General features: G+C 60.1%; 20 protein-coding genes and 1 tRNA gene. 14 read left to right on the top strand and 7 right to left on the bottom strand.

What is annotated here, in order from left to right; genetic code table 11:
* The 11 genes from AC1D19_RS25995 to AC1D19_RS26045 all read left to right on the top strand — a co-directional run.
* Positions 1-673, top strand: a 673-nt coding sequence (locus AC1D19_RS25995; protein ID WP_477765004.1) for a DUF2345 domain-containing protein, incomplete at its 5' end; no start/stop codon positions are given.
* A 32-nt stretch (positions 674-705) separates the two neighbouring features.
* Positions 706-3,369, top strand: a complete 2,664-nt coding sequence (locus tag AC1D19_RS26000) for a hypothetical protein (RefSeq protein WP_477765005.1) — start codon at positions 706-708, stop codon at positions 3,367-3,369.
* Positions 3,351-3,923 (top strand): lysozyme inhibitor LprI family protein, encoded by a 573-nt coding sequence (locus AC1D19_RS26005; RefSeq protein ID WP_477765006.1) that lies wholly within the window; start codon positions 3,351-3,353, stop codon positions 3,921-3,923. The genes AC1D19_RS26000 and AC1D19_RS26005 overlap by 19 nt, the downstream gene beginning before the upstream one ends.
* Positions 3,924-4,351: 428 nt before the next feature.
* Positions 4,352-5,458, top strand: a complete 1,107-nt coding sequence (locus tag AC1D19_RS26010) for a hypothetical protein (protein WP_477765007.1) — start codon at positions 4,352-4,354, stop codon at positions 5,456-5,458.
* 9 nt (positions 5,459-5,467) lie between these two features.
* Positions 5,468-8,848, top strand: a complete 3,381-nt coding sequence (locus tag AC1D19_RS26015; protein ID WP_477765008.1) for an ImcF-related family protein — start codon at positions 5,468-5,470, stop codon at positions 8,846-8,848.
* Positions 8,845-10,431: a type VI secretion system protein TssA gene (gene tssA, locus AC1D19_RS26020; RefSeq protein WP_477765009.1), complete on the top strand. Its 1,587-nt coding sequence runs from the start codon at positions 8,845-8,847 to the stop codon at positions 10,429-10,431. Before AC1D19_RS26015 ends, tssA begins: the two co-directional genes overlap by 4 nt.
* Positions 10,432-10,454: 23 nt before the next feature.
* Complete coding sequence (gene tssF, locus AC1D19_RS26025) at positions 10,455-12,224, top strand: type VI secretion system baseplate subunit TssF (protein WP_477765010.1); 1,770 nt, start codon at positions 10,455-10,457, stop codon at positions 12,222-12,224.
* The gene (gene tssG / locus AC1D19_RS26030) at positions 12,188-13,285 is read left to right on the top strand and encodes a type VI secretion system baseplate subunit TssG (protein WP_477765011.1); all 1,098 of its coding nucleotides are present in this window, start codon (positions 12,188-12,190) and stop codon (positions 13,283-13,285) included. The genes tssF and tssG overlap by 37 nt, the downstream gene beginning before the upstream one ends.
* Entirely contained in the window at positions 13,266-13,802 is a 537-nt protein-coding gene (tssJ, locus tag AC1D19_RS26035) for a type VI secretion system lipoprotein TssJ (RefSeq protein ID WP_477765012.1), read from the top strand. The genes tssG and tssJ overlap by 20 nt, the downstream gene beginning before the upstream one ends.
* 3 nt (positions 13,803-13,805) lie before the next feature.
* On the top strand, positions 13,806-14,246 hold the full coding sequence (gene tssE, locus AC1D19_RS26040; RefSeq protein ID WP_477754939.1) for a type VI secretion system baseplate subunit TssE: 441 nt from the start codon (positions 13,806-13,808) through the stop codon (positions 14,244-14,246).
* 29 nt (positions 14,247-14,275) lie between these two features.
* Positions 14,276-15,436: an OmpA family protein gene (locus AC1D19_RS26045; RefSeq protein ID WP_477765013.1), complete on the top strand. Its 1,161-nt coding sequence runs from the start codon at positions 14,276-14,278 to the stop codon at positions 15,434-15,436.
* A 307-nt stretch (positions 15,437-15,743) separates the two neighbouring features.
* Here AC1D19_RS26045 and AC1D19_RS26050 read toward each other — a convergent pair whose 3' ends face one another.
* From AC1D19_RS26050 to AC1D19_RS26070, 5 genes are all read right to left on the bottom strand, one after another.
* Positions 15,744-16,811, bottom strand: a complete 1,068-nt coding sequence (locus AC1D19_RS26050) for an alpha/beta fold hydrolase (RefSeq protein WP_477765014.1) — start codon at positions 16,809-16,811, stop codon at positions 15,744-15,746.
* 164 nt (positions 16,812-16,975) lie between these two features.
* Entirely contained in the window at positions 16,976-18,334 is a 1,359-nt protein-coding gene (locus AC1D19_RS26055; RefSeq protein ID WP_477765015.1) for an ATP-binding protein, read from the bottom strand.
* Positions 18,310-18,975 (bottom strand): response regulator, encoded by a 666-nt coding sequence (locus AC1D19_RS26060; RefSeq protein WP_477754943.1) that lies wholly within the window; start codon positions 18,973-18,975, stop codon positions 18,310-18,312. The genes AC1D19_RS26055 and AC1D19_RS26060 overlap by 25 nt, the downstream gene beginning before the upstream one ends.
* An 83-nt stretch (positions 18,976-19,058) precedes the next feature.
* Positions 19,059-19,493 (bottom strand): hypothetical protein, encoded by a 435-nt coding sequence (locus AC1D19_RS26065; protein ID WP_477765016.1) that lies wholly within the window; start codon positions 19,491-19,493, stop codon positions 19,059-19,061.
* A 27-nt stretch (positions 19,494-19,520) separates the two neighbouring features.
* Entirely contained in the window at positions 19,521-20,285 is a 765-nt protein-coding gene (locus AC1D19_RS26070; protein WP_477765017.1) for a COG4705 family protein, read from the bottom strand.
* A 217-nt stretch (positions 20,286-20,502) separates the two neighbouring features.
* On the opposite strand from AC1D19_RS26070, the gene AC1D19_RS26075 reads away from it, so the two are divergent.
* Entirely contained in the window at positions 20,503-21,012 is a 510-nt protein-coding gene (locus AC1D19_RS26075; RefSeq protein WP_477754946.1) for a cupin domain-containing protein, read from the top strand.
* A gap of 209 nt (positions 21,013-21,221) precedes the next feature.
* On the opposite strand, the gene AC1D19_RS26080 is transcribed toward AC1D19_RS26075, so the two are convergent.
* Positions 21,222-22,276, bottom strand: a protein-coding gene (locus tag AC1D19_RS26080) for an IS3 family transposase (RefSeq protein ID WP_477765018.1) whose coding sequence is annotated in 2 segments (ribosomal slippage) — positions 21,222-22,051 and positions 22,051-22,276 — 1,056 coding nt in all. Because the reading frame shifts where the segments join, the coding sequence is not laid out codon by codon here.
* Between the two features lie 545 nt (positions 22,277-22,821).
* On the opposite strand from AC1D19_RS26080, the gene AC1D19_RS26085 reads away from it, so the two are divergent.
* Together AC1D19_RS26085 and AC1D19_RS26090 are read left to right on the top strand one after the other, a co-directional pair.
* Positions 22,822-22,897, top strand: a tRNA-Phe gene (locus AC1D19_RS26085).
* A gap of 496 nt (positions 22,898-23,393) precedes the next feature.
* Positions 23,394-23,720, top strand: a complete 327-nt coding sequence (locus AC1D19_RS26090) for a hypothetical protein (RefSeq protein WP_477765019.1) — start codon at positions 23,394-23,396, stop codon at positions 23,718-23,720.
* Here AC1D19_RS26090 and AC1D19_RS26095 read toward each other — a convergent pair.
* Entirely contained in the window at positions 23,623-23,973 is a 351-nt protein-coding gene (locus AC1D19_RS26095; RefSeq protein ID WP_477765020.1) for a MerR family transcriptional regulator, read from the bottom strand. The two genes, AC1D19_RS26090 and AC1D19_RS26095, sit on opposite strands and share 98 nt — an antisense overlap.
* Positions 23,974-24,091: the final 118 nt, after the last annotated feature.

The following is a 24,091-nucleotide window of genomic DNA, read 5'->3' on the forward strand; positions in this document are numbered from 1 at the left end:
CAAAGCCCAGGGCCAGGTGCTGGACATGGCCGCCGCCGTCGGCCGCCTGCAACAGGCCGGCGAACAACTGCAACAGCTGTCCACGGACGCCCAAACCGCCCACGCCGACCCCGCGGATGTGCCCGCGCAACTGGCGCTGATGCGCCAACAACTCGACGAACTGAAAGCCGCAGTGCTGCTGCTCAGCGCGCCCCAGGGCATCGCCCTGACCAGCGGCCAGCACCTGCAACTGGCCGCACACGACAACCTGATGCTCAACGCCGGCGGCCAAGCCGACCTCAGTGTGGTCAAGCGCCTGTTCATCGGCGTGGGCCAGGGCCTGAGCCTGTTCGTGCGCAAGCTCGGCTTCAAGCTGATCGCCAACCAGGGCCCGGTCAGCGTGCAGGCGCAAAACGACCGCCTGGAACTGATCGCCCGGCATGGGCTGGACATCACCAGCACCGAAGATGAAATCCACATCACCGCGAAAAAGAAAATCGTCCTCAACGGCGGCGGCAGCTACCTGCGCCTGGAGACGTGTGGCATCGAGTCGGGGACCGCCGGCGATCACAAGGTCAAGGCGGCGCACTTCGAGTACAGCGGAGCGGCCAGTCAAACACTGGAAATGCCGGTGCAATCTCGATTGACCGAGCACCCAACCACGTCCTCGGACCTTTCGGATTTTTCTGCCTGATCCCTTTTGCATAACAAGGAGCGACATACAACATGGCCAGCTTGCTTGCCCGACTGTTCGGCCTGCACAGGTATTCGCAGCCTACGCTGCCTGCGGTACCCCGCGCACCCATTCTGCCGACGCCCGATACCCGGTTCGTTGCAACGCCCGCGAGCCCGGTGCCGCTGAAAAACTGGTGCCATCCGTTCAAGGACAAGCAGCGGTCCAAGGACACCCGTAACCCACTGGAGCAGCTGACTCACCTGGCCAAGGCCGCCGGCGGTTACTACCCGGTCGGCCGCAGCGGCCTGTTCCACGGCGGCATCCATTTCGACGGGGGCACCGCCGGCACCCTGGATCAGTCCAGCGTGCGGTGCCTGGCCGACGGTGAAGTGGTGGCGTACCGCATCGACACGCACGCGCCGACTACGCGTTATTACGTTGGTCAAATGACCGTCGACAAACCCTTCTCGCGCAATTTCGTCCTGGTGCGCCATCGCCTGCAGCCACCCAGGATTGAAGGCAGCGCGGACATACCGCCCAGCCTGACTTTCTACAGCCTGTACATGCACCTGCAGGATTGGGCGAAATACGAGAAAGATGACGCCCTCGAGCGCCCGGCGTACTGGCCCGCGAGTCCGATCCTGCGGGTCCCGCAGACCGCCAAAGACATTCGCCCCGGCACGCTGGAATACGGCTTGAACGTGCGTCACCAACCTTCACAAGGCAAGGTCATTGACTTCCTGCCGCGCGGTGCAGAAGTGTCCGTCAGCGGCACGGGGGCTTACCGCCGCCTGGAAAACCGCCAGGGTCCCGCCAAGTTGATCACTGCCGAGGGCTCACTGGCGGGTTACCTCGCCGCCAGCCTGCTGCAACCCGTCGGCGGCAGCGAGTACCGCGTCACCTCGTCGCAACCGTCGGTGAATGTTCGCGCGCAGCCAAGCCTAACCAGTGAGGTCCTTTTACAGCTGCCGACCGGCTCGGTCGTCACGGTCAGCGGCGAAGGGGATTTCCGCAAGCTGGAGCGCGTCAACCAATACGTGCATTTCGCCTCCCTGGAAAGCGAGCTCGCTCCGCAGGCCACGGACCGCATCGTGGTGCTCGACCAGCCGGTGCCGATCCAGGCCGGCGCCTTGATCGGGCACCTCGGCGAGTATCAGGACATGCGCGCGGAGCGACCCGAGGAAAAACTGCACCTGGAAGTGTTCACCGGCGATGACGTCGATCTGTTCCTCGACGCCAGTCGGGCCTGGGCCGAGCGCCTGCCGGCGAAAGAGCGCACCTGGCTGAAGCTGGTCGAGGGCACGCCGGTGGTGCCGCATGAAGAGCCGGCCACGGCCGCCCGCCTGCAGGCATCGAGTGACGCCAGCCCACGCAGCGCCGCCGACCTGCTAGTCCCCAAGAGCGTGCTCGACAGCCTGCCGTCCGAGGGCAAAATCCACGTGCCGGCGACCGGGTACCGTAAGGCCCGCAACTGGTATCGCCTGAACCGGCTGCTGCACGATGCGGACCATAACCTGCTCGATGGCTGGGTGTGCGAAGAAGTTGGCGTCACCCCGTGGCTCAGCCCGTGGTCGTGGGAAGGTTATGGCGTGATTTTCGACTACAGCACGCCGCGCCACGAAATGGCCTCGTTTTTCAGTGCCGTCGGCCGCTTCAACGACGCACAACGCGAGCGCTTTCGGCCCCTGGCCGAGAAAAACAACCAAGGGCCGATGAAAAGCCGTCTGTACGCCATCATCGACCGCAACCGCGACGGCAAGATCACCGCCGAAGAACTGCAGGCAGCCCTGCGCCTCCCGGCGCTGGCCCAAGCCATCTCGCAGATGATCCTGCGCAAGGAAAGCGAGTGGTTTCACCAGACGCCGAAATGGGACGCACTGGATGAACTGCTCGGCCACAGCGGCTCGACGCCGCACTGGAACTGGGAGGCGGAGAAGCAGCGGATCGAGCAGATCAGTTGGTGGGGTGAGGTGGCGCAGACCGTGGGGTTGCCGGCGTGGGGGAGGCCGTATCACTTTCATCCGGTTGGGTTGGCAGTTAGGTTTAAAGGTGAATGTCCTAAAGAATGTACTGTTGAAACCTACAAGCTGGAGAGCGCGGATGGTTTACTTGTAGTCTCTAAAGAGTCATTTGAGTTGATTTTGGAACAGGAGGGATATAGTGAATATCCCTATGTGCCAGCAGGTGCAAGTGGAGTTACTGTTGGCTATGGATATGACTTGGGGCAGCAAACGATAGCGCAAGTTCGTCATGATCTTGCTGACGTCTATAGTCAGTTGGATATTGAGGCTTTGATAGCTGTTGTCGGAAAGCAAGGTGAGCAAGCTAGGAGCGCGTTGGGCTTTGTTGGTCATATATCAATAAGTAAAGAAAATGCCCTTGTTCTTGCAGTAAGAATGAAAAGGCGTTATGCGCAGTTGGTGATAAGTGTTTACCCCGGCGTATTGGCCTTGCATCCGCATTGTCAAGGCGTACTTCTATCTATTGTGGTTAATAGGGGGAATTCTTTCACTCAGCCAAATGCCGATTCCCGTTTGGAGATGAAACAGATAAGTGATGACTTATTGGGCCTTGTTCCAGAGAAAATTCCATTTAGGATTCGTTCCATGAAAAGACTATGGGAAGGAAAGGTGGGGCTGAGAGGTTTGATAGTTCGTAGAGAAGAAGAAGCTAAACTTTTTGAGAGGGGCTTGAAATGCGACTGCTGGGATTGATGGTGTGTTGTGCTGCTATGTATTGGGCTTCGCTGGCTAATGCTGATAGCGACTGCAATCCAAATAGTTCACTAACCAGAGAGATTTTGAAGTGCGCAACTGCCTCATATAAGCGAATTGATGAGAAGCTTAATGAGCAATACAGGATTTTGGTGTCGAGTCCTCAGTTTGTAAATAAAAAATTGCTTTTGGAAGGGGAGCGAGCGTGGATTAAATATAGAGACTTCAATTGCAGTAGCGCTTATGGCTCTTTCTCTCTGGGTGAAGAGTCTGAAATTGAGAAAGTAGGGTGTCTTGTTTCCTTGACGTCATCAAGGTTGGTGGAGCTGATTTACTTGGAGATAGGTACGGTAGGTGATGGTTTCTATAGTTCGCTCTCTATAATTGGCGGGATTTCCTCAAGGACGAGGGAGGAGGTTTTGTCATATATTGAAGCTTATGATTGTTCTCCTGAAGAGGTCGGATATTATGAAAAGAACTGTGAATTGACGGAGGTTGTTTATGCGGAAGAAAAAAGGAGCTGCTTGGCTCGTATGAAGTTTCAAGCAATGTAAAAAATAAAGTTGGTTGGTTAAGTGGGCGGGGTGTTGTGAGGGGTGTTGTTTGTTTTGAGGTCGGTGTGAGTGGGTCGCTGATAGGGGGTTCGCTAAGTGTTTGGATTTTAAGTGTGTGGTTGTGTGGTTAAGCACAGTGTTGAGTTTTTTTGAAAGGAGTAATGTATGAAAGGAAAATCTGCATTGGTGACAATCATCACCAAGGGTCACGCCGTGTCTAAAGACAACTCTTCGACTATGTGTGATGGTCATTCTTGCTCCAGTTGCTCTGCATTAATGTCCTTGCTACCTGACGCAGGGGTAAGTTAATCATGTCCGTCAGACTGGATAATCTACCGCCTCCCGCGCTACGCCCTGCACGACCTCGCCTCTGGCTTTGGCTCGGTTTGCTTTTACTGTGTCTTTTGCTCGGAGTGGGAGGGAGCTTGTTGTTCGGCGACGAACCATGGCGTCAGCGGCCTTATGATTTCTGGAGCCAGGCCTTAGGCCTGTCGTTCCTGGGCTGGAGTGTACTGGGCTTCGGGCGAGTGCTATTACATATCGGCGAACAGGCTGCTGCCGATGGTTGGGATGACGCCCGCGAAAAAGACCTGAGCCGCAGGCTTCGTAAAGGTCGACGCTCGCAGCAGGTTTTAGGGGTGAGCTATTACACCGCACTGCGGGATCCAGCGGCCGAGCCCGCGTCGCAACTCGACGCATTGCGGAGCGGGACAGAGGCGCTGAAAGCGCAACCGTTCAGGATGGGCGGTGCACCGTTGAGGCACAGCCGTTTGCTTGAAGACCCGGATGAAGACCTCGAAGCGGTGTTCTTGAGTGTATTGACCCAGGCGCTCGCTGACTTGGCACAAATCCTTTCACAAGCGCCTGACGATAAGCCTCTGGCCCTGTTATTGGAGGTCGACTGCAGATTGCCCGAGGACCAATGGCGTCCAGCATGGCAAAAGGCATGGCGAGAGTCCGGCATCCGTCAATCGACGGTCCCCGTCGAGGGCAGTGGATTGGCCGCGGTGGATCGCTGGCTGGATCAGCGCATTGACGATCAGGCGTTGCTGATGGTGTTGGCAGTGCAGCTCGCACCGGACCAGCCCGAAGGCACGGCAGAAGTGGCCGTTGGGCTGTTGTTCGGCAACCGGCTTACGCAGTCGGTCTTACCGCCTGTTGCCTATCTCCACCGCCCTGAACAGCAGCGCGAGCCCACCGATGCCGGTTTGCTTGGTTCCGCGCGTCAGGCCCTCGACTGGGTGCCGCTGCAAGCACACTCGATCGAACAGGCCTGGCGGGCTGGGGTAGGCGCGCCACGCCATGTCGAGAGCGTGATGCTTGACGTCCCCATGCCGGTCAAGCCGCCGCAGAATTTTTGCAACCTCGACACGTTGCTTGGACAAGCGGGGAAAGCATCACCTTGGCTGGCTGTTGCCGCCGCGGCGCAGACCATTGAGCGCGGCGCCGGACCGCAGTTCATTTTCAGTGGCGGTGCTGCCGCCGATGGCCTTTGGAGCACGGTGTTGATGCCCGTGTCACCCCTTTTGAAATAGGAATATCGAATGCAGTTTCGACGCTCTGTAGGGTTGGGTGTGCTGGTGAGTGTGTTGTTGCTCGCTGGAGTGGTCTTGAGTGTGCTGCTCTGGCGTCACCCCGAGTCGTTGGGCATGGCATCGGGTAGTACCCGGCAAACACTTTGGCTTTCGGTAAGCTCGGCGACCACCCTTGTCGTGATGGTGTTCCAGGGTGGGTATCATTTGTTTGGCCAGTGGATAGGGAGTGCTTCTTATCAACCGTTTGAGTCGGATGATGTGCCCCAGCCTGGGCAAATGCCTTCTGCAAATTCGACTGGCGCTCAGGACAAACAATGGTCTGCCAGGATTAGAGCCTCGCTGCGGGCGCGCCACGGCCGCTTCTGGCGCCAAAAAATCCGCCTCCTGCTGATCGTCGGCGAACCCGAGCAGATCGACGCCATCGCCCCCGGCTTGACCCGCGACCATTGGCTGGTTGACCAGAACACCGTGCTGCTCTGGGGCGGGAGTGTGCAAAATAAACTGGACGATGCGGTGCTTGAGCGCTGTCGCGTCTTGACCCGCTGGCGTGCTCTCGACGGCGTGATCTGGGCGCTCAACACCGCGCAGAGCGCCGACGACGGGTCGATGCGTCGCGGCGTGAATCACCTGCAGGGCCTGGCGCGCACCCTGGGCTGGTCGTTGCCGCTGCACCTGTGGCAGGTCTGCGCCAGTGGGTGGAAGCAGGACCAGCGCCCGAGCCAGGCGGTCGGCTGCGCGCTGCCGTCACGCCTGAGCGCGCAGGCCCTGGAAACGTCGCTGCACAGTCTGCTTGCGCCGCTGCGCAGCGAAGGCTGGGCGCAGATGAACACGCGACCCGATCATGATTTCCTGCTGCGCTTGGCGCGAGACCTGCAGGTCGAAGGCGTGGCCCGTTGGCGCCAGGCACTGGCGCCATGGTTCGGCAGCTTCCGGCAGGATGTGGCGTTGCGTGGGCTGTGGTTCAGTCTGCCGTTGCCCGGTAAAACCCAGGGCACGGAAGAGCACTTCTGGCCCATGGACCCGGCCTGGCACGGCGTGCTCGGCGAGCAAAAACTGCCGAGCCGTCGTCTGGGCTGGAGCACGCCGCGCGTGGCTTATGGATTGGCACTGGCCGTGGCCCTGGTCTGGGGTGCCGGCCTGTTGTTGTCGTTCATCGGCAACCGCCTGCACATTGCCCAGGTGCAGACCGCGTTGGTCTCTCTCGAACAGTCGCAGAGCCCCGACGAACAACTGCTGGCGTTCAACGAGTTAACCCGTGAACTGGGGCGCCTGGACTACCGCGCCGCGCACGGCGCGCCCTGGTATCAGCGCTTTGGCTTGAATCAAAACGATGTGCTGCTGGCCGTGCTGTGGCCGCGCTACGTCGAGGCCAACCAGCGGCTGCTGCGCGACCCGGCCGTGACCAAGCTGCAGCAGCAACTCAAGGCTCTGATCCAGCTGCCACCCGCCAGCCCCGAACGCGCCAAGCGTGCCCCGGCCGCCTACGCGCAGCTCAAGGCCTACTTGATGCTGGCGCGCCCGGAGAAAGCCGACGCGGCTTTCCTCGCCAAGGTGCTGGTCGAGACTCAGGCGCAGCGCGCCGACATGACGCCGGGGCTCTGGCAGGGCCTGTCACCCGGCCTCTGGCAGTTTTATGCCGAGCACCTGGCGGCCCATCCGGCCTGGCGCATCGAGGCCGACCCGACACTGGTGGCCCAGGCCCGCCAGGTACTGCTCGGCCAGTTGGGCCAGCGCAATGGCGAAGCCAGCCTGTACCGCCGGGTGCTCGATGCGGCGGCCAATCACTACCCGGCCCTGGGCTTGCAGCAGATGGTCGGCGACTCCGACGCCCGCGCTCTGTTCGCCACCACGGCCAGCGTGCCCGGGGTGTTCACCCGCCAAGCCTGGGAGGGCCAGGTCCGCCAAGCCATCGACGAGGTCGCTGAGGCTCGCCGCGAGGAGATTGACTGGGTGCTCAGCGACAATCCCGCCAGCCTCGCCGCCGACTTGAGCCCGGAGCAACTCAAGGAACGCCTGACCGAGCGCTACTTTCAGGACTACGCCAGCGCCTGGCTGGACTTGCTCAATCGCCTGAACTGGCAACCGACAGGCAGCCTGGATCAGGTGATCGACCAGTTGACCCTGATGAGCGACGTGCGCCAGTCGCCGCTGATCGCGCTGATGAACACCTTGGCGTACCAGGGCCAGGCCGGCACTCGCGGCCCGGCCCTGGGCGCGTCGTTGATCCACTCCGCGCAGAAACTGATAGCCCAGGACAAGGTGCCGCTGATCGACCAACAGGCCCCCGGTGCGAGCGGCCCGCTGGACGCCACCTTCGGTCCGCTGCTGGCCCTGTTGGGCAAGGAGGCCGAAGGCAAGAACGACAACGACCGGCTGAGCCTGCAGGCCTTCCTCACCCGCGTCACCCGGGTACGCCTGAAACTGCAGCAGGTGAGCAACGCCGCCGACCCGCAGGAAATGACCCAGGCCCTGGCACAAACCGTGTTCCAGGGCAAAAGCGTCGACCTCACCGACACCCGCGCCTACGGCAGCCTGATCGCCGCCAGCCTGGGGGCGGAGTGGGGCGGGGTCGGCCAGACCCTGTTCGTGCAGCCGTTGGAACAGGCCTGGCAACGGGTGTTGCAACCGTCGGCGGCGAGCCTCAACCGCCAGTGGCAACGGGCGATCGTCAGCGACTGGCACGGCGCGTTTGCCGGGCGTTATCCGTTCGTGGCGACCACCAGCGATGCGTCATTGCCGATGCTGGGGCAAATGATCCGTGCCGACTCCGGACGCATCGAGCAGTTCCTGCAACAGCAACTGGGCGGTGTGTTGCGCAAGGAAGGCCAGCGCTGGGTGGCCGATTCGCGGCACAGCCAGGGCCTGCGCATCAACCCGCAGTTTCTCGCGGCGCTCAACCAACTCAGCCACCTGGCCGATGTGCTGTTCACCGACGGCGGCCTCGGCCTGGGGTTCGAACTGCGGGCCAAGCCGGTGCGCGACGTGGTGCAGACCACCTTCATCCTCAACGGCGAAAAACACCACTACTTCAACCAGAAGGAAAGCTGGCAGCGCTTCAGCTGGCCAGGCTACAGCGACCGTCCGGGGGTGAGCCTGACCTGGACCAGCGTGCAGGCCGGCGAGCGTCTGTTCGGTGACTATCAGGGCACCTGGGGCTTGATCCGCCTGCTGGAACAGGCTCGGGTTACCACGCTGGACGACGGCGACAGCCACTACCGCATGGTGCTCAAGGCCCCGGACGGCCTGGGCCTGACCTGGCACCTGCGCACCGAACTGGGCGCGGGACCGCTGGCGCTGCTCAAGTTGCGTGGCTTCAAGCTGCCGACGCAGATTTTTCTCGGCGAGGGCAACAACGCCGAGCCTTATGCACAGAACGGGGAGGTGCCATGAGTTTGCAAGGATTGATCAGCAGTTGCCTGGGCGAGCGCGATGCCCTGGCACTGGCCCGGGAAACTTCAGGGCGCTGGCAAGCCTGGTTGCAACCCATCAGCGCAGATGCCCCTGTGGGTGAAGATCCCGGTTACGACGATGATTTCCAGCGCATGCGCGAAGAGGTCAACAAGTTGTCCGGCGCGGACGCCGAGCGGGTGGCGCAACTGGCTGAAAAACTTCTGCGGCAAAGCTGCAAGGACCTGCGCGTCGCCACTTACTACCTGTGGGCCCGCTTGCACAAAGACGGCGAGGCCGGACTCGCCGATGGCCTTGGCCTGCTGGCCGCGCTGGTCGGGCATTACCCGCAGCAGGTGCTGCCTGTGCGGGCCAACAGCCGCAAGATGGCCCTGGAGTGGCTGGCCGGCAGCAAGGTGCTGGACAGCCTGTCGCTGTATCCGGAGGTTGTGCGCAGTGAAGCTGAGCGCACGGTCGCGGCGCTGGCCTGGCTGGAGCAGGGGCTTGACGCTTGGCCGCAGGATCAGCGCCCGGCCTTGGGCGCGCTGTATGCCGCGTTGTCTGCACGGTTGGCGCAGTCCGGCGGGGTGGATGCTCTGGTGCCGCAGAACAGTGCCAGTCATGAAGCAAACACCCCATCGGATGTGCCGGGTGTCACGTCCATCAAGTCCGGGCGCGATCTGTTGGACAGTGGCCGGGCCCTGGCGGGCTATCTGCGTGAACAACCCCAGGGCTGGCTGGCGGCCCATCGGCTGATGAAAAGCCTGCGCTGGGACACGCTGCATCAGCCGCCGCCTCAGGACATCAACGGCAATACCCGTCTGGCCCCCCCACGTGGTGACTACAAGGCACAGCTCAAGCGACTGCACCTGCAGCAGAACTGGCAGGAACTGCTGGATCAGGTCGAAGGGATGTTCGCCGAGGGCGTGAATCATTTCTGGCTGGATCTGCAGTGGTATGTGTACCAGGCGTTGAGAAAGCAATCCGCGCCGCTGGACAGCTGGGCCGATGTGGCCAAGCGCGACCTGGGGATGTTCCTTGAGCGGCTCCCGGGCCTGGAAGCCCTGTGCTGGAGCGACGGCACACCGTTCGCCGACGAGACCACTCGCGAGTGGATCGCTCAGCATGTCAGCGGTAATCAGACCCAACAGTGGTTGCCTGCTCCGGCGACGACAGCCATCGAGGCAGATACCGGGATCCTGTCCCTGGAAGCCCAGGCTCTGGCGCACGCCGACAGCGATGGGGTGGAGGCGGCGCTGGCCTGGCTGGCCGCACGGCCCGACGTGCACACAGGCCGTCAGCGCTGGCTGCTGCGCCTGTTGATGGCGCGGGTGGCCGAGCAGTACGGCAAGAGCGACCTGGCCATTCACCTGCTGGGTGAACTGGATGCCATCGCCCAGCGCCAGGCTCTGGCGGAGTGGGAGCCGGACCTGAACTTTGAGGTCAAGGCCCGTCTGCTCAAATTGCTGCGCCTCAAAGCGCAACGCAATGACGCGGATAAACCCGCGCTGGCCCGGCGCATGGACGCGTTGCTAGCGGCGCTGGTAGCCATCGATCCGGTACGCGCCGCAGTGCTCTGCGGCTGAACCTCATTTATCAGGATTTATTTGTGAACACGGAAAATCTGACGCTGCGTTATTTCGACGCGGAGATGCGTTACCTGCGCGAGGCCGGCAAGGAGTTCGCAGAGGCGTTCCCCGACCGGGCCGCGCAACTGAACCTGGATAAACCAGGGGCGCAAGACCCTTATGTGGAGCGTCTGTTCGAAGGCTTTGCCTTCCTCATGGGACGGCTGCGTGAAAAACTCGACGATGACTTGCCGGAGTTGACCGAAGGGCTGGTCAGCCTGCTGTGGCCCCATTACCTGCGCACCATCGCTTCGTTGTCGATCGTCGAACTGGCGCCGGAGCTCGCACAGATGAAGCTCAGCGAACGAATCGGCAAGGGCTTTGAAGTGCTGTCGCAGCCCATCGGACCGCAACGCACCCGATGCAGTTACACCACCACCCAGGACCTGACATTGCACCCGCTGGCCATGGCGTCTGTACGACATGCCCAGGAGCCGGACGGGCGCTCGGTGCTGCGCCTGCGCTTTGCCTGCGGAACAATGACCGACTGGAGCCAGGTCGACCTGAGCTGCCTGCCGCTGTATCTCAATGCCGATGCGGCGTTGGCCAGCGCGTTGCATCAAGCGCTGACCCTCAAGGCTCAGGCGCTGTACGTGCGATGCGCGGGTGATTCGGATCGCCAGGCGCTGGAGGGCCATTTTGCGCCCAAGGGATTTGCCGACGAAGATCGACTGTGGCCCAAGGGCGACAGCGCGTTCAGCGGCTATCAGTTGTTGCTGGAGTACTTCACGTTCCGCGAAAAATTCATGTTCGTGACCCTTTGCGGACTGCAGCACCTGAACCTCAAGCCAGGTACACCCTGGTTCGAGTTGGACGTGGTCCTCGGCGAGGCATGGCCGCATGGCTTCGATCTGAGTGTCGAGCACATTCGCCTGCATGCCGTACCGGTGATCAATCTGTTTGCGCTGGAAGCCGATCCACTGGAACTCGCCCCCTTGCAAACGGACTACCTGCTGCGCCCCATGCGTCTGCAGGACGGTCACACCGAGATCTATTCGGTGGATCAGGTCACGTCTTCGAAGAACGCCGAGCGGCATGACTATGTGCCATTCAGCAGTTTTCGCCACAAGGGCGGCATGCTGCGTGACGAGGCGCCAGAGCGTTATTTCCATACGCGTTTGCGCCAGGGCGCCAATGGTTTGCATGACACCTGGCTGATTCTGGGTGGCGAAGGCTTCGATCAGGACCGGCTGTTTCAGCGTGAAGGCCTGTCGTTGCGACTGACGGGTACCAACGGGCAACTGCCGCGCAAGGCCCTGCAAAGCACGCTGCTCGATACCGTCGCGCAGTCCGCTCAGTCCCGCTTGCGGGTACGCAACCTGTGTGCACCCACCTTGCCGTGCTATCCGCCGAACCGTGACCGTTTCCATTGGCGGGTGCTCAGTCACCTGGGTTCGAACTTCCTGCCGATGCTCGACAGTGCCGAGGTGTTGCGAGGCACTCTGGCGCTGTATGACTGGACGGGCAGTGAACTGAACCGGCGGCGCCTGGAAGCGATCGTCGAGGTCAGGCATCACCTGATCCAGCGTTTCGAGAAGGGTTTTCTGCTGCGTGGGGTGGATATCGAAGTGACCCTCGACGCCAACGGCTTCTGTGGCGAAGGCGATATCAGCCTGTTCGGCGAAATGCTCAATCGCTTCTTCGGCCTGTATGCCGACATTCACCTGTTCAACCAGCTCACGCTGATCCTTCAACCGACCGGGAAGTGCTTGCGATGGAACGAGAACCACAGTCAGCGTATTCCCGGTTGAAAGCCGGCGGTTTGCTGCAAACGCTGCAGGGGCGGGTGGCCGAGGCCAGTCTGTATCGTTTCTGTCAGTTGCTGGAACAGTCATTGCCCGGGCATCCGCCTTTGGGGAGTACCGCGCGTGTGGCGGATGATCCGGTGCGGTTTCGACCGGATCCCGGCATGGGGTTTCCGGCCGGCGAATTGAAGTCCATCGAGGTCGATGAGGAACATCCGCAACGCCCGGCCACGGTGCGTACCCGCTTGCTGGGTTTGTACGGTGTCGATTCACCGATGCCCACGGCGTTCGTCGACGACATTGCCCAACGCCGGGAAGGGCACGAGGCACTGGAAGCGTTCCTCGACATTTTCAACCACCGGATCTTCACCCAGTTCTACCGGATCTGGCGCAAGTACTCGTACCCGGCCACATTCGAATCCGGCGCGACCGACAAGACCTCGCAGTGTTTGCTCGGCCTGATCGGCCTCGGCATACCCGGCACCGCCGGGCGGATCGCCACGCCGATTTCGCGTTTTCTCGCGTTGCTCAGTGTCATGCGTCTGCCAACCCGAAACGCCGAAGGCATCAGCGCATTGGTCAGGCTGCTGGCACCGAACACTCAAGCGCGGGTGACTCCACACTGGCCTCGCAAAGTCCCTTTGCTGCAACCGGCCGGTCTGTCCGCAAGCCACCCCGTCAGCCTGTCCCAAGGCATGCCACTGGGCCATACCGGACACGACGCCAACAGCCAGTTGCTCCTTGGACTTTTCACCGAGGACACCCGCGAGGCCAACGGCTGGTTGCCGGGGGGACAGTTGCACAGTGACCTGCTGGTGTTGCTGCGCGTGTACCTGGGCTGGCGCTGCACTGCGCAACTGCAGTTGCAGCTACCGATGCGCAGCCAGCCAGCGCCGGTATTGGGCCATGCGCAGGTATTGCTTGGCATGACCGGCGTATTGGCGCAGGGCAGTGACGCCTGTCAAACCGCGCAGCACGACACCATCACCATCAACCTTGGTCGCTACCTGGGCCTTTCGCAGAATCCACGGAACAGGGAGGTACAGCATGTTGCGTACGCTGGGTAATTCATTGGCATGGGTGACGCTGGGCACCTTGCTCGGCGGTTGCGGGTTGACCCAGACCGTCTCGGACAGCACCGCCTCGGCGGCACGGGCCGTGTTCTACAAGCAGGTCACGACGCTGCACCTGGACTTTTCCGGTCGAGCGGCGAACAACACCGATGAAACGGACATGAGTGCATTGTCAGTTCCGACCCTGGTGCGGGTGTACCAATTGCGTGACCGCAAAGCCGTGGAGCAGGCCAGCTATGACAGCCTGCTCAGCCATGGCGACAGCAAACTCAGTGCCGATCTGCTGGACGCGCATGCCGTGGTGATCAAACCCGGCGAGGGTGCGTTACTGAGCGTGCCCATGAACAGGGACGCAAAATTCGTCACGGTGGTCGGTCTGTTCCGTCAACCGGACACCCGAATGAACACCTGGCGCCTGACCCTGGCCCGCAATGACCTTGAACCGGACCAGCCTCGGGTGATCGAGCTGGGAGACAACCGATTGACATTGCGGCCATTGGCGAAGGAGTAGGCAATGACCGATCTCAACCCTTCGCTGTATGAAATGCTCCTGCAGAACTTCGATGGCGAACTGGAACTGTATCGAGTCGGCGAAGAAGACCAGCAAATCCTGTCGGTGCTGGACAATCTGCAACGCATCCTCAATAGCCGCGCCGGCACGCTCAGCCACCTGCCGGACTACGGCTTGCCGGACATGGGCGTGATCCTGCAGGGATTGCCCGCCACGGCCCATGACCTGATGAAGACGATGAGCAAGACCCTGCTCAAGTACGAACCGCGTTTGGCCGCAGTCAGCATCGATTTGTTGGCACAGGTGCTGCCGGGCCATCTGGAGTATGCCCTCGACATGCAACTCAAAGGCGGCAAACGGGTGACCTTCGGCACCACTCTGGCGCCTGAAGGCAAGGTACTCATGCGTCACCTCAAACGGCAGAGCTACCTGTCGACGCCGTGACATCGGACAGGCAAAAGGAAGGAAAGGAAATGACCGGGTTGTTTGCGATTCATGTGCGGGCAGGTGGTGATCCACGGGACTTTGACGAGTTTGTCGCACTTCGCGATGAACTGGCCCATCTGAGCCATCCGGCGTGTCCGGACTTGGATTGGGGCCGGATAGAGCAGTTGTGCCTGGCGTTGTTCCAGAAAAATGGCGCGGATCTGCAAAGCGCTGCGGCTTTCGCGTTGGCAAACGGTCAACGCTATGGCCTGGATGGCATGGTGCAAGGGGTGTCACTGATCGAGACATTGCTCGGCGATTGGGCGGGTGTGTGGCCACCTCTGGAGTCTGCGCGCCTGGACATTCTGGCCTGGCTATTCGGTCAACTGCAGGCTTTGCTGCGGGGTGTGGCCATCAGTTCGCGGCACTTGCCGACGCTTGTCCAGTTGGGCACCGAGCTTGAGCGATTGAACGCGCGCCTGGAATGCAGGGGGCTGATTGCTCCGCAAACGCTGCTGGCATTGGCTCAACAAGTCGGCAATTTCCTGCAGCGGACGCAGGCAAGGCGCTTGTCGAACGCACCGGGGCTGCCTTCGATCAGGGAGTACGTGCCGGAATATCTCATGCCGGTGATAATCATTCCCAGCCCACCGCTGCCCGATTTATCGGGTTCAAAACAGCGAAAAAAAACGCGGCGTATCCGTCTGTGGGTGTCTGCTGTGGCCACCACCTTGATTCTGGTTTGTGGATTGTGGTGGCAGGGCTGGGTGACAATTTCGGTTACTGAGGGCGGGCCCCGCCATCTGGCCTTTTTCCAGCACAAGCAGGACATCGGCGAACCCGTGCATCTGCGCAGTCTGTCACTGTTCGAGGCAGGCAGTGCCACGCTCAAGCCCGGCTCGACCAAGGTACTGATCAATGCCTTGGTCGACATCAAGGCTCAGCCAGACCTGTTGATTGTCATCACCGGGCACAGTGATGCCACGGGCAATCCTGAAGAGAACATCAGACTGTCCCAGGCCCGCGCCGCCAGCGTGCACGACTGGATGCAACGCATGGGTGACATCCCGGCCAGTTGCTTTGCCGTTCGGGGGGCTGCCGCCAGTCAACCGATAGCCAGCAATGACACCGAGGCGGGGCGGGGAGCCAACCGTCGTGTCGATATTCGTCTGGTACCGGAAAAGGGCGCCTGTCAGTCGTCGACCTGAGGTTTGCTTCGGAAGCGGATGCCGGGGGGAGCCGATGTCCGGTTTACAGTATCAAGAGAACCTTCTTTTATTGTGGCGCTGGGCTGGACCTACCCGAACAAGGCTGAAAGGGGCATTGAACGCTGGATGACTGATCAGGTGCATACCCTGTAGGAACCGGCTTGCCGGCGATGGACTCAAGTGCACCGCGTTTATCCAGTTCACACGCGTTATCGTTTACGACCATCGCCAGCAAGCTGGCTCCTACAAGGGACCGTGCCCACGAAGGTGGTTATTCGGCAACAGCAGGCGAATGCCGGATCGGCCCTCAAAGATGATCCGCATCGATCACCGCCTTGGCGAACGCCTGCGGATCTTCCTGCGGCAGGTTGTGGCCGATGCCGCCGCTGATCAGCCGGAATTGGTACTTGCCGGTGAAACGCTTGGCGTAATCCTCGGGGGCAGGGTGGGGCGCGCCGTTGGCATCGCCTTCCAGGGTAATGGTCGGCACGCTGATGGACGGCGCCGTGGCCAGTTTCTGCTCCAGCGCTTCGTATCGGCTTTCGCCCTGGACCAGGCCCAGGCGCCAGCGGTAGTTGAACACGGTGATGTCGACATGGTCCGGGTTGTCCAGTGCCCTGGCGCTGCGGTCGAAGGTGGCGTCATCGAACGCCCATTTCGGCGAAGCCAGTTGCCAGATCAGCTTGGCGAAGTCGTGGGTGTTTCTCTCGTAACCGGCGCGTCCGCGGTCAGTGGCGAAGTAGAACTGATACCACCACTGCAATTCCGCCTTGGGTGGCAGCGGGTTCTTGCCGGCTGCCTGGTTGCCGATCAGATAACCGCTGACCGAGACCAGTGCCTTGACCCGCTCCGGCCACAGCGCCGAGACAATATCGGCCGAACGCGCACCCCAGTCATAGCCACCGAGCACTGCTTGTTTGATCTTCAGGGCATCCATGAAGTCGATGACATCACTGGCCAGCGCAGCCGGCTGGCCGTTGCGCTCGGTTTCTACGGACAGGAAACGCGTATCGCCATAGCCGCGTGCATAGGGCATCAGCACCCGATAGCCCTTGGCGGCCAACAACGGTGCGACCTCGTCATAGCTGTGAATGTCGTACGGCCAGCCGTGCAGCAGGATCACCACCGGCCCGTTGGCCGGGCCGGTTTCGGCGTACGCCACGTTCAGCAGTCCGGCGTTGACATGCTTGAGCGGGCCGAAGGGCAGGGGCGCCGCCTGCGTGGTAGCGGCAGGGGTCGCCGCTGGCTGCGTGGTGGCGGCCGTTTGCGCGTGGGCCGCGCCGAGCACGCCGAACAGCGTAAGCGCGAGGATCGAAGGGCCGACCAGGTGGCGGCGAGTGTTGCGGGGGTTGCTGTTGCGCAGTGCCATCTTCATGGGATGTCTCCATTACCAGCCATGGGTCAGGGGTCCGGTCCGAGCCCCTTCAAACCTGGCTTGCATTGAAACGCGGCAATGTATCCGGCCTGTGTCGAATCGCAGGCCCGGATGAAAGTCAGTGTATCGAGAAGTCGCACTGACACACTGTAATACATAGACATTTAGCCTGAGCCTCCTTTCAACTCGATCGAGACACATAACCCGCGCTTGTTCGTCTCGTCCGAGAAACTCAGGCGCACGCGAGCGTCGGTGCGCTCGGCGATGGCCCTGACGATGGACAAGCCCAGCCCGGAGCCTGCCTCTTCGGTGCCCACACTGCGATAGAAGGGGTCGAACACGCGCAGTTGCTCATCGGCGGTGATGCCAGGGCCGGAATCCTTGACCTGAAGGATCACGGTTTCCTGTGCGAGCTCCACCGACAGGTCGACGCGTCCGCCGCAAGGGGTGTAGCGGATTGCGTTGTCTGCCAGGTTCTTGACCAGGATCAGCAGGTCCATTTCGTTGATGACGACCTGCACGTCTTCGCTACTATCAACACCGATGTCGATGTTCTTGCGTTCCGCCAGTGGTAACAGGTCCTCCAGCACCCGTCGATAGACCTCATGCACCGACACCCTGGTCTGCGGCCGCTCGGCGTTCGATTGTGCGGCGGCCAGGGCCAGCAATTGATCGATCAGCTTTCTGCTGCGCTCTATGCCGCGAGACAGCGGCAGCAGGCGCTCGACGGCTTGCGTCGGCATGGGTGTGGCTTTCAGTCGCTCGGCTTGCAGGGACAGGGCTGTCATGGGCGAGCGCAGTTCGTGGGCGGCGTCGGCGATGAAGCGGCGCTGGGTTTCCATGGACTGTGCAACCCGTGCCAGCAGGCGATTGATGGCCACGACGAAAGGGCGGATCTCGCTTGGCAGATGGTTCTCGTCGATAGGGTGCAGGGGGTGTTTGTCGCGTCGGTCTATGTCATCGGAGAGGGTGGCAATGGGGCGAAAAAGCTTGTGCACCAGATCGCTCACCACCAGCAACAGCACCGGAAACAGAATGAGAAACGGCAGCAGGCTGCGCCAGGCGCTCTCGCGTGCCTCTTTGTCGCGGACATCGGCTTCCTGGGCGACGACGATGCGCTCGCCCCGGGCGGTGGTCCTGACCAGAATACGAAAGTCTTCGCCGACGATATTCAAGGTCGACAGACCATCGGCCAGCGTCGTAGGGAAGGGCAGCGGTATGACGCTGTCGTCAGTGTGGCCGGCGGCTTTGCTGCTGTCGGCCAGGTATTGCACGATGACCCTGGATTCTTCGTCGTCGCCGGCGATTTTTTCGGCAGCGAGGTAGTGCAGGGTCATCTGCTGCCGATCGAACAGCACGGCCACGTGACGCAAGGTTTCATCCTGCATTTCATGGGCTTCGTCGAGGGCCGAGACGAATGCAAACACCCCGGCCAGCACCGCCACGATCAGGATGGCCAGCGACAGCGCGACCGACAGCCGTACCTGCACCGAGTCGATCAAGCGCTTTTTGAAACCATCCATCCCATACCCCTGACGTTCTTGATGACCTGGTTGCCCAGCTTGCGCCGCAGCGAATGAATCAGAAACTCCACGGCGTTGCTTTCCACTTCGTTGCCCCAGCCGTAGAGGCGGTCTTCGAGTTCGCTGCGCGAGAGGATCGCGCCCGGGCGGATCAACAGGGCCTGTAACAGGGCGAACTCGCGGCTGGACAGTTGCACGTCGGGGTTTTCGGCAGTGCTCGCCTGTTTCGACACCAGGTCCAGCGCCACCACGCCGTTGTCCAGCAATGACTGGGCGCTCCCGCCGTTACGGCGCAGCACGGCGCGCATGCGGGCCAGCAACTCGGCCAAGTCGAAGGGCTTGAGCAGGTAGTCGTCGGCGCCACCGTCGAGGCCGCGCAGGCGATCGTCGAGGCTGTCCCGTGCAGTGATAATCAGCAGAGGCACCGGGTTGTTGCGGGCGCGAATGCTGTCGAGGACATCGAGCCCGTCCTTGCCGGGCAACCCGAGGTCCAGCAGCACCAGGTCGTAGGGCTGGGTCTCCAGCGCCGAGAGTGCGGTAAGGCCGTTTTTCACCCAATCGGTCGCGTAGCTCGCATCACTCAGTGCGCCCTGGATGGCGTCCCCGATCATCGGGTCATCTTCGACCAGCAATATGCGCATGTCCCGCTCCGAAAAAAGGCGCGGCGGTGATGACCGTCGCGCCTGTATTGAAGCACCTGTACCGGCGTTTGTCCGCTCGGTTATTACGCGCTTTTCATCGAATCGAAGGCCTTCATCAGCTCGTCCATGCGGGCCTTGCAGTCGCTCTGTTGCGGGCTGCCGGCGCGCAAGGCGTCGAGCGCGCGGTCAATGGCCTTGTCCACGACATGCCAGTCGCTGGCGGCACGAGGCTTGATCCCGGCTTCGGCCGAGTCCCAGGCGCTCTCGAGGTCCTTGATGCGGGCTTTCGCGCCCGGCAGGTCGTTTTTATCAACGATCGTGGCAACGTCGGCGGCGATGTTGCGAAACTCGGACAGGTCACCCAGTTTTGAACCGGATTGGGTTTGTGCACTCATCGCACCGGATTGGGCGCCCGCAGTGGGCTTGTCGGCGGGCTTCGAGCAGCCGGTGGCGATGCCAAGCAGAAAAATCGACGAGACAATGGCGACGTGGCGAATGATGTGTTGAAAAGGGCGCATGACGATTCCTTGATGGACTAATAAGCGTTACTGAGTGACGGGTTTGCGGTTGCCGACGCTGATCTGCGCGACCGCCACCAGCAGGACGATGACGCACAGGAAGATCGCGCTGGTCCAGGTGGCGCCCATGCCGAGGCCACCGTAGGTCTTGGATTGGGTCAGCAAGTCGCCAAGAGAAGCACCGAACGGACGGGTCAGGATGTAGGCGATCCAGAAGGCCAGTACCACATTGGCGCCCAGGCGCCAGGCCACCAGGGTTGCAGCGAGCAGCGCGGCGAAAATCACGGCGCCGAGGGTGAAGCCCAGGCCCAGTGCTTCGGTGGCCAGGTCACCAGCCGCCGTACCGAGGGCAAAGGTGCAGAGCACGGTCGTCCAGTAAAACCATTCCCGTCGAGGAGTGACGATCTCGCGGATCGACAGGTTGTGTTCCACCCGGTACCAGACCAGAAAATTGACTGCCAGCAGGACAGAAAACACCGCCGTGCTGGTGTACAGGCTGACGTCGAGAACGTCGGTCAGGATGTCGGTAAGCTGCGTTCCGACGATACTCACCAGCACCACGGTCAGCCAGTAGATCCAGGGCGAACAGGCGGTTTTGCGCATCTGTATGAACAGGGCGATGGCCAGCAATGTCGCCATGCCGAGGCTGGTCCAGCCCAGGCCGAGGCCAGCATCGACAGCGAGAAAGTCCGCGCCGGTTTCACCCACCGTCGTGGACAGGATCTTGATCACCCAGAATGACAGCGTCACCTCGGGTACTTTGTTGAGCCATCCGGCTGTATGGGGTTTCATGGGCGGGTTGCCTCTCCTGTGCAGCGCCGAACTTGCGCAAGGGAGACGATACGCAGCGAAACTTAGCTGAGACTGAGGGGCGGGGAAGTCGAGCGGTTTTCTGGTACGGCTTCGAGCCAGAGTAAAAGCCAACTCGACTAAAGCACTATTTAGTCGAGTTATGTTTATAAATGCTGCGAATGTGTCACTAAAATCACCAATGAGAGGCGCGCGGCAAATGAATCAAAGCACCCTGCAAATTGGAGAAATGATCAAGACCCTGGGTCTTGAGCCCCATATCGAAGGTGGATTCTTTCGCAGAACCTACCAATCGGACGACCAGAACATGGTTGTAACTGCGGGTGGCCAACGGCATTGCATGACATCGATTTTTTATCTGTTGACCGAGGATTCTCCGATAGGTCATTTCCATCTCAACCAGTCAGACATCGTTCATTACTATCATCTGGGCGATCCGATTCAGTACACGCTGATTTTTCCGGACGGCACGTTGAAAACCATCGTGATGGGTCACGACGTTCTCGCCGGACAATACTTGCAGCTGCACGTGCCCGGTGGAATCTGGAAAGCTTCGCAGGTGATGCAAGGCGCTGCAGGATTCGGCTTGATCAGTGAAGCGGTTTCGCCAGGATTTGATTTCGCGGATATGGAAATGGGCGACCGGCAAGAGCTCGGTCAGCAATTTCCCGAGCATTGGGCGCTGATCGAAAAGCTGACGCTTGGATGAGGTGGTTGCGTGCTTCAAGATCTGTGTGTCAGGGTCAATTCGGCAATATGGCATTGCGTGTAATGTATATTATGTTAAATTATATGTCTGGGTGGAACTTCTACCAAAGGTTCTTTCAAGCTACCAATCTGTCAGTGTTGAAAATTAAATGGACAGCCTTCCGATGAACTCAACCCCTCTAGCCTGCCTTTTCCATTTGCTCCGCAGATCTATCGCAATCGATTTCGAAATTTAAACACATCACTACGAGCATCTTCCCGCGTCGTATAGATTTTCCGCTTGATTCGCTCCCGCTTTAGAAGCTGGAAAAAGCTCTCGGCTACGGCGTTGTCATGACAGTTGCCTCGGCGACTCATGCTGGCCACCAAATTGTTCGCCTTCAAAAAACTGCGCCAATCGGAGCTGCTGTACTGGCTGCCTTGGTCGGAGTGAACCATCACCTCCTGCTTCGGCTTTCGCCTCCAAACCGCCATCAATAACGCATCAATGGCCCAATCACTGGTCATCTGCGACTTCATTGACCAGCCAACGACCTGACGAGAAAACAGATCCAGCACCACAGCCAAATACAACCAGCCTTCATACGTACGAATGTAGGTGATGTCGGTGACCCAAACCTTGTTGGGTTCCACGACATCGAACTGGCGTTTCAGCAAATTGGGTGAGGCGACCGCTGGCTTACCGCCGTACTTTCCAGGGCGGCGTCGATACCCTGTCTGAGAGCGCAGACCTTCAAGACGCATCAGCCTCGCCACACGATGCCGACCACAATCTTCACCGACCTCGCGCAGATCGTCATGGATTTTGCGATAGCCATAAACGCCGCCGCTCTCCAGCCATGAATGCTTGATCAAACCCAACAGTCGCTGGTCGTCTTTGGTGCGCGCAGATTGTGGCTCAGACAACCAGGCGTAATAACCACTGGGATGGACTTTCAGCGTCAGGCAAAGCCGTCGAATCGTATAGTCGCCCGCGCGCTGCTTGATAAAGGCGTACTTCAGCCGCACTCCTTGGCAAAGTACGCGGCGGCCTTTTTTAATATGTCTCGCTCTTCTGTGACGCGCTTGAGTTCAGCTCGCAGGCGTCGCAGTTCAGCATGCTGATCATCCTCCTGCTGCCGCTCCTCTTGAGGTTTTCTGTAGCGCTTTATCCAGGCATAGAGGCTATGTGTCGACACACCAAGACGTGCCGCTACCTCAGCGACAGGCAGCTTCTTTTCGGTCACTTGATTGACCGCTTGGATTTTGAATTCTTCGGGGCTCATGGCACCTCCTAATTGGCCTCAGTTTAAGGCAAAGAGGTGTCTATGAAACCCGGGGCGATTCAGAGCGATAAAACGATCAGCGTCTCTTTTGAATGAAGCGAATGACGAAACTCAAATGACGACTCCTCTCTCCAGTTGACCGATAAAGTCGAAGACAGCATTCGTTTCCGACCTCGGCTTTCCAGCTTGATGATGCGTTACGTCGAGCCGGGCCTCTTCGGCCCGAAGGTGCGATAGTAACAATCAGCCTCAGCTTCCAAGTGCAGCGCGATGGAGCTCAAACACCTCCCCCTCTCTAGTCGACCGATCAGATAGAGGACTGCTTCTGTCTCTACTCTCGTGCCCAGCATTTCCAAGGGACACCTCGAACCCAGTCCTTGCACGGGTGACTTCATACTCGCTCATGACCTGAGCCAGATAACCACCTCCAACTCACGGTTTTTGAGTTTTCCACATTACGGGAAATCGTAAGCATAGGTATTCATTGGTTTTTTTTGATTTCGTGCTTGACGCCTCAGCCGTAAAAAACGTTTAATTCCGCCGCGGCCCAGATAGCTCAGTCGGTAGAGCAGGGGATTGAAAATCCCCGTGTCGGCGGTTCGATTCCGTCTCTGGGCACCATTACTTCTAAACCCCCTGATTCCTTATGGCTTCAGGGGTTTTCTATTTGTGGGCACCGCAAACGACGATTCGAACACAACATTACTCGAACACCACCTCTCCTCTCTTCGCCCCGCAAGCGCCACCAGGTAATGGGAGGCGGGACGCTCGGCATCCGCGAAGTCTATGGTGCCTGCAGTCAGTCATGGAGCGAGAGCTGACTCGATCAAGCGCGCGTTAGGTATGGCTCGACGTACGTTTTCTATAGCAATCTCAATTGCGTCATGTGCAAAGGTTGCTTCTCGGACAAACTCCAACGCCAGGCGGCCTGCCTGTCCAACTCCGACCAACGCATCATCACAGCCCTCTTCCGCCATGCTAAGCAAATGAAGGAGAGAAACACCTTTTCGAGCCGCCTGACTTTCAGGGAAAGGTCACTCATTGAGTCCTTTTGCTGCTTTCTCCCTAAAGACGGTGCAAAGTACCTCCCATTTTTTCCTTTCCAAAGGAGCCCGCTATGCCCTTGGGTAAACGTGAACTTGCGCGGATCGAGCGCCGTTTAGTTACAACGCTTACCGATGCCTGCGAAACCGCAAAAGGTGAAATCAAAGGCTTTACCTGGCTCACCCACACAACTGACTTGAACGCCCTTGCTCAAACGCTGAAGGTGACTTGGGTGTTCGAAACGGTGACCGACAAAAAGCTCGCCCAAGCTAGCGCGAAAGCGCGGATTTTCGAGCTGACGGCTATCGCGCTGTTCGAGGCAAACGTTGTTGCAACAGCGTTAGTTGCTGCTCCCGATTCTGCAACGCCAAGATCTGCGCTTGCAGCTCTAAGCGCTTGACCTCGATGCCCTGATTGGCCAGCGCCAGAGGAAACGGTGCCTGATGTTGCTTGGCTGCCAGCAGCTCGCTCATCTCCCCCAGTTTGAACCCGACCACCTGGGCGGTGCGAATCATTTGCACCAGCGTCAAGTGATGGGCCGAGTACAGCCGATAACTGCCAAGGCGTTGTGGGGTCAGCAGGCCCAACTGCTCATACAAACGAATGGCTTTGGGAGTACACCCCGATAACTTGGCAAGCTCACCTATGTACATACAACACCCTCCCCCTCACCCAGCTCCAGCCCGCAGTTTAGTGGCTGTGGCTGGATGTTGTCTTGGTACAGCCGGCGTTCGTACAGATTCTGTCAGTGACACCGTCTTGTTAATTGAG

It is taken from the genome of Pseudomonas sp. P1_C12, from assembly GCF_056406435.1.

Bases quoted from the DNA above. Each gene is read 5' to 3' on its own strand.
- AC1D19_RS26000 (WP_477765005.1), top strand. From the start codon at position 706: ATGGCCAGCTTGCTTGCCCGACTGTTCGGCCTGCACAGGTATTCGCAG.
- AC1D19_RS26005 (WP_477765006.1), top strand. From the start codon at position 3,351: ATGCGACTGCTGGGATTGATGGTGTGTTGTGCTGCTATGTATTGGGCT.
- AC1D19_RS26015 (WP_477765008.1), top strand. From the start codon at position 5,468: ATGCAGTTTCGACGCTCTGTAGGGTTGGGTGTGCTGGTGAGTGTGTTG.
- tssA (WP_477765009.1), top strand. From the start codon at position 8,845: ATGAGTTTGCAAGGATTGATCAGCAGTTGCCTGGGCGAGCGCGATGCC.
- tssG (WP_477765011.1), top strand. From the start codon at position 12,188: ATGGAACGAGAACCACAGTCAGCGTATTCCCGGTTGAAAGCCGGCGGT.
- tssJ (WP_477765012.1), top strand. From the start codon at position 13,266: ATGTTGCGTACGCTGGGTAATTCATTGGCATGGGTGACGCTGGGCACC.
- tssE (WP_477754939.1), top strand. From the start codon at position 13,806: ATGACCGATCTCAACCCTTCGCTGTATGAAATGCTCCTGCAGAACTTC.
- AC1D19_RS26045 (WP_477765013.1), top strand. From the start codon at position 14,276: ATGACCGGGTTGTTTGCGATTCATGTGCGGGCAGGTGGTGATCCACGG.
- AC1D19_RS26050 (WP_477765014.1), bottom strand. From the start codon at position 16,811: ATGAAGATGGCACTGCGCAACAGCAACCCCCGCAACACTCGCCGCCAC.
- AC1D19_RS26055 (WP_477765015.1), bottom strand. From the start codon at position 18,334: ATGGATGGTTTCAAAAAGCGCTTGATCGACTCGGTGCAGGTACGGCTG.
- AC1D19_RS26060 (WP_477754943.1), bottom strand. From the start codon at position 18,975: ATGCGCATATTGCTGGTCGAAGATGACCCGATGATCGGGGACGCCATC.
- AC1D19_RS26065 (WP_477765016.1), bottom strand. From the start codon at position 19,493: ATGCGCCCTTTTCAACACATCATTCGCCACGTCGCCATTGTCTCGTCG.
- AC1D19_RS26070 (WP_477765017.1), bottom strand. From the start codon at position 20,285: ATGAAACCCCATACAGCCGGATGGCTCAACAAAGTACCCGAGGTGACG.
- AC1D19_RS26075 (WP_477754946.1), top strand. From the start codon at position 20,503: ATGAATCAAAGCACCCTGCAAATTGGAGAAATGATCAAGACCCTGGGT.
- AC1D19_RS26090 (WP_477765019.1), top strand. From the start codon at position 23,394: ATGCCCTTGGGTAAACGTGAACTTGCGCGGATCGAGCGCCGTTTAGTT.
- AC1D19_RS26095 (WP_477765020.1), bottom strand. From the start codon at position 23,973: ATGTACATAGGTGAGCTTGCCAAGTTATCGGGGTGTACTCCCAAAGCC.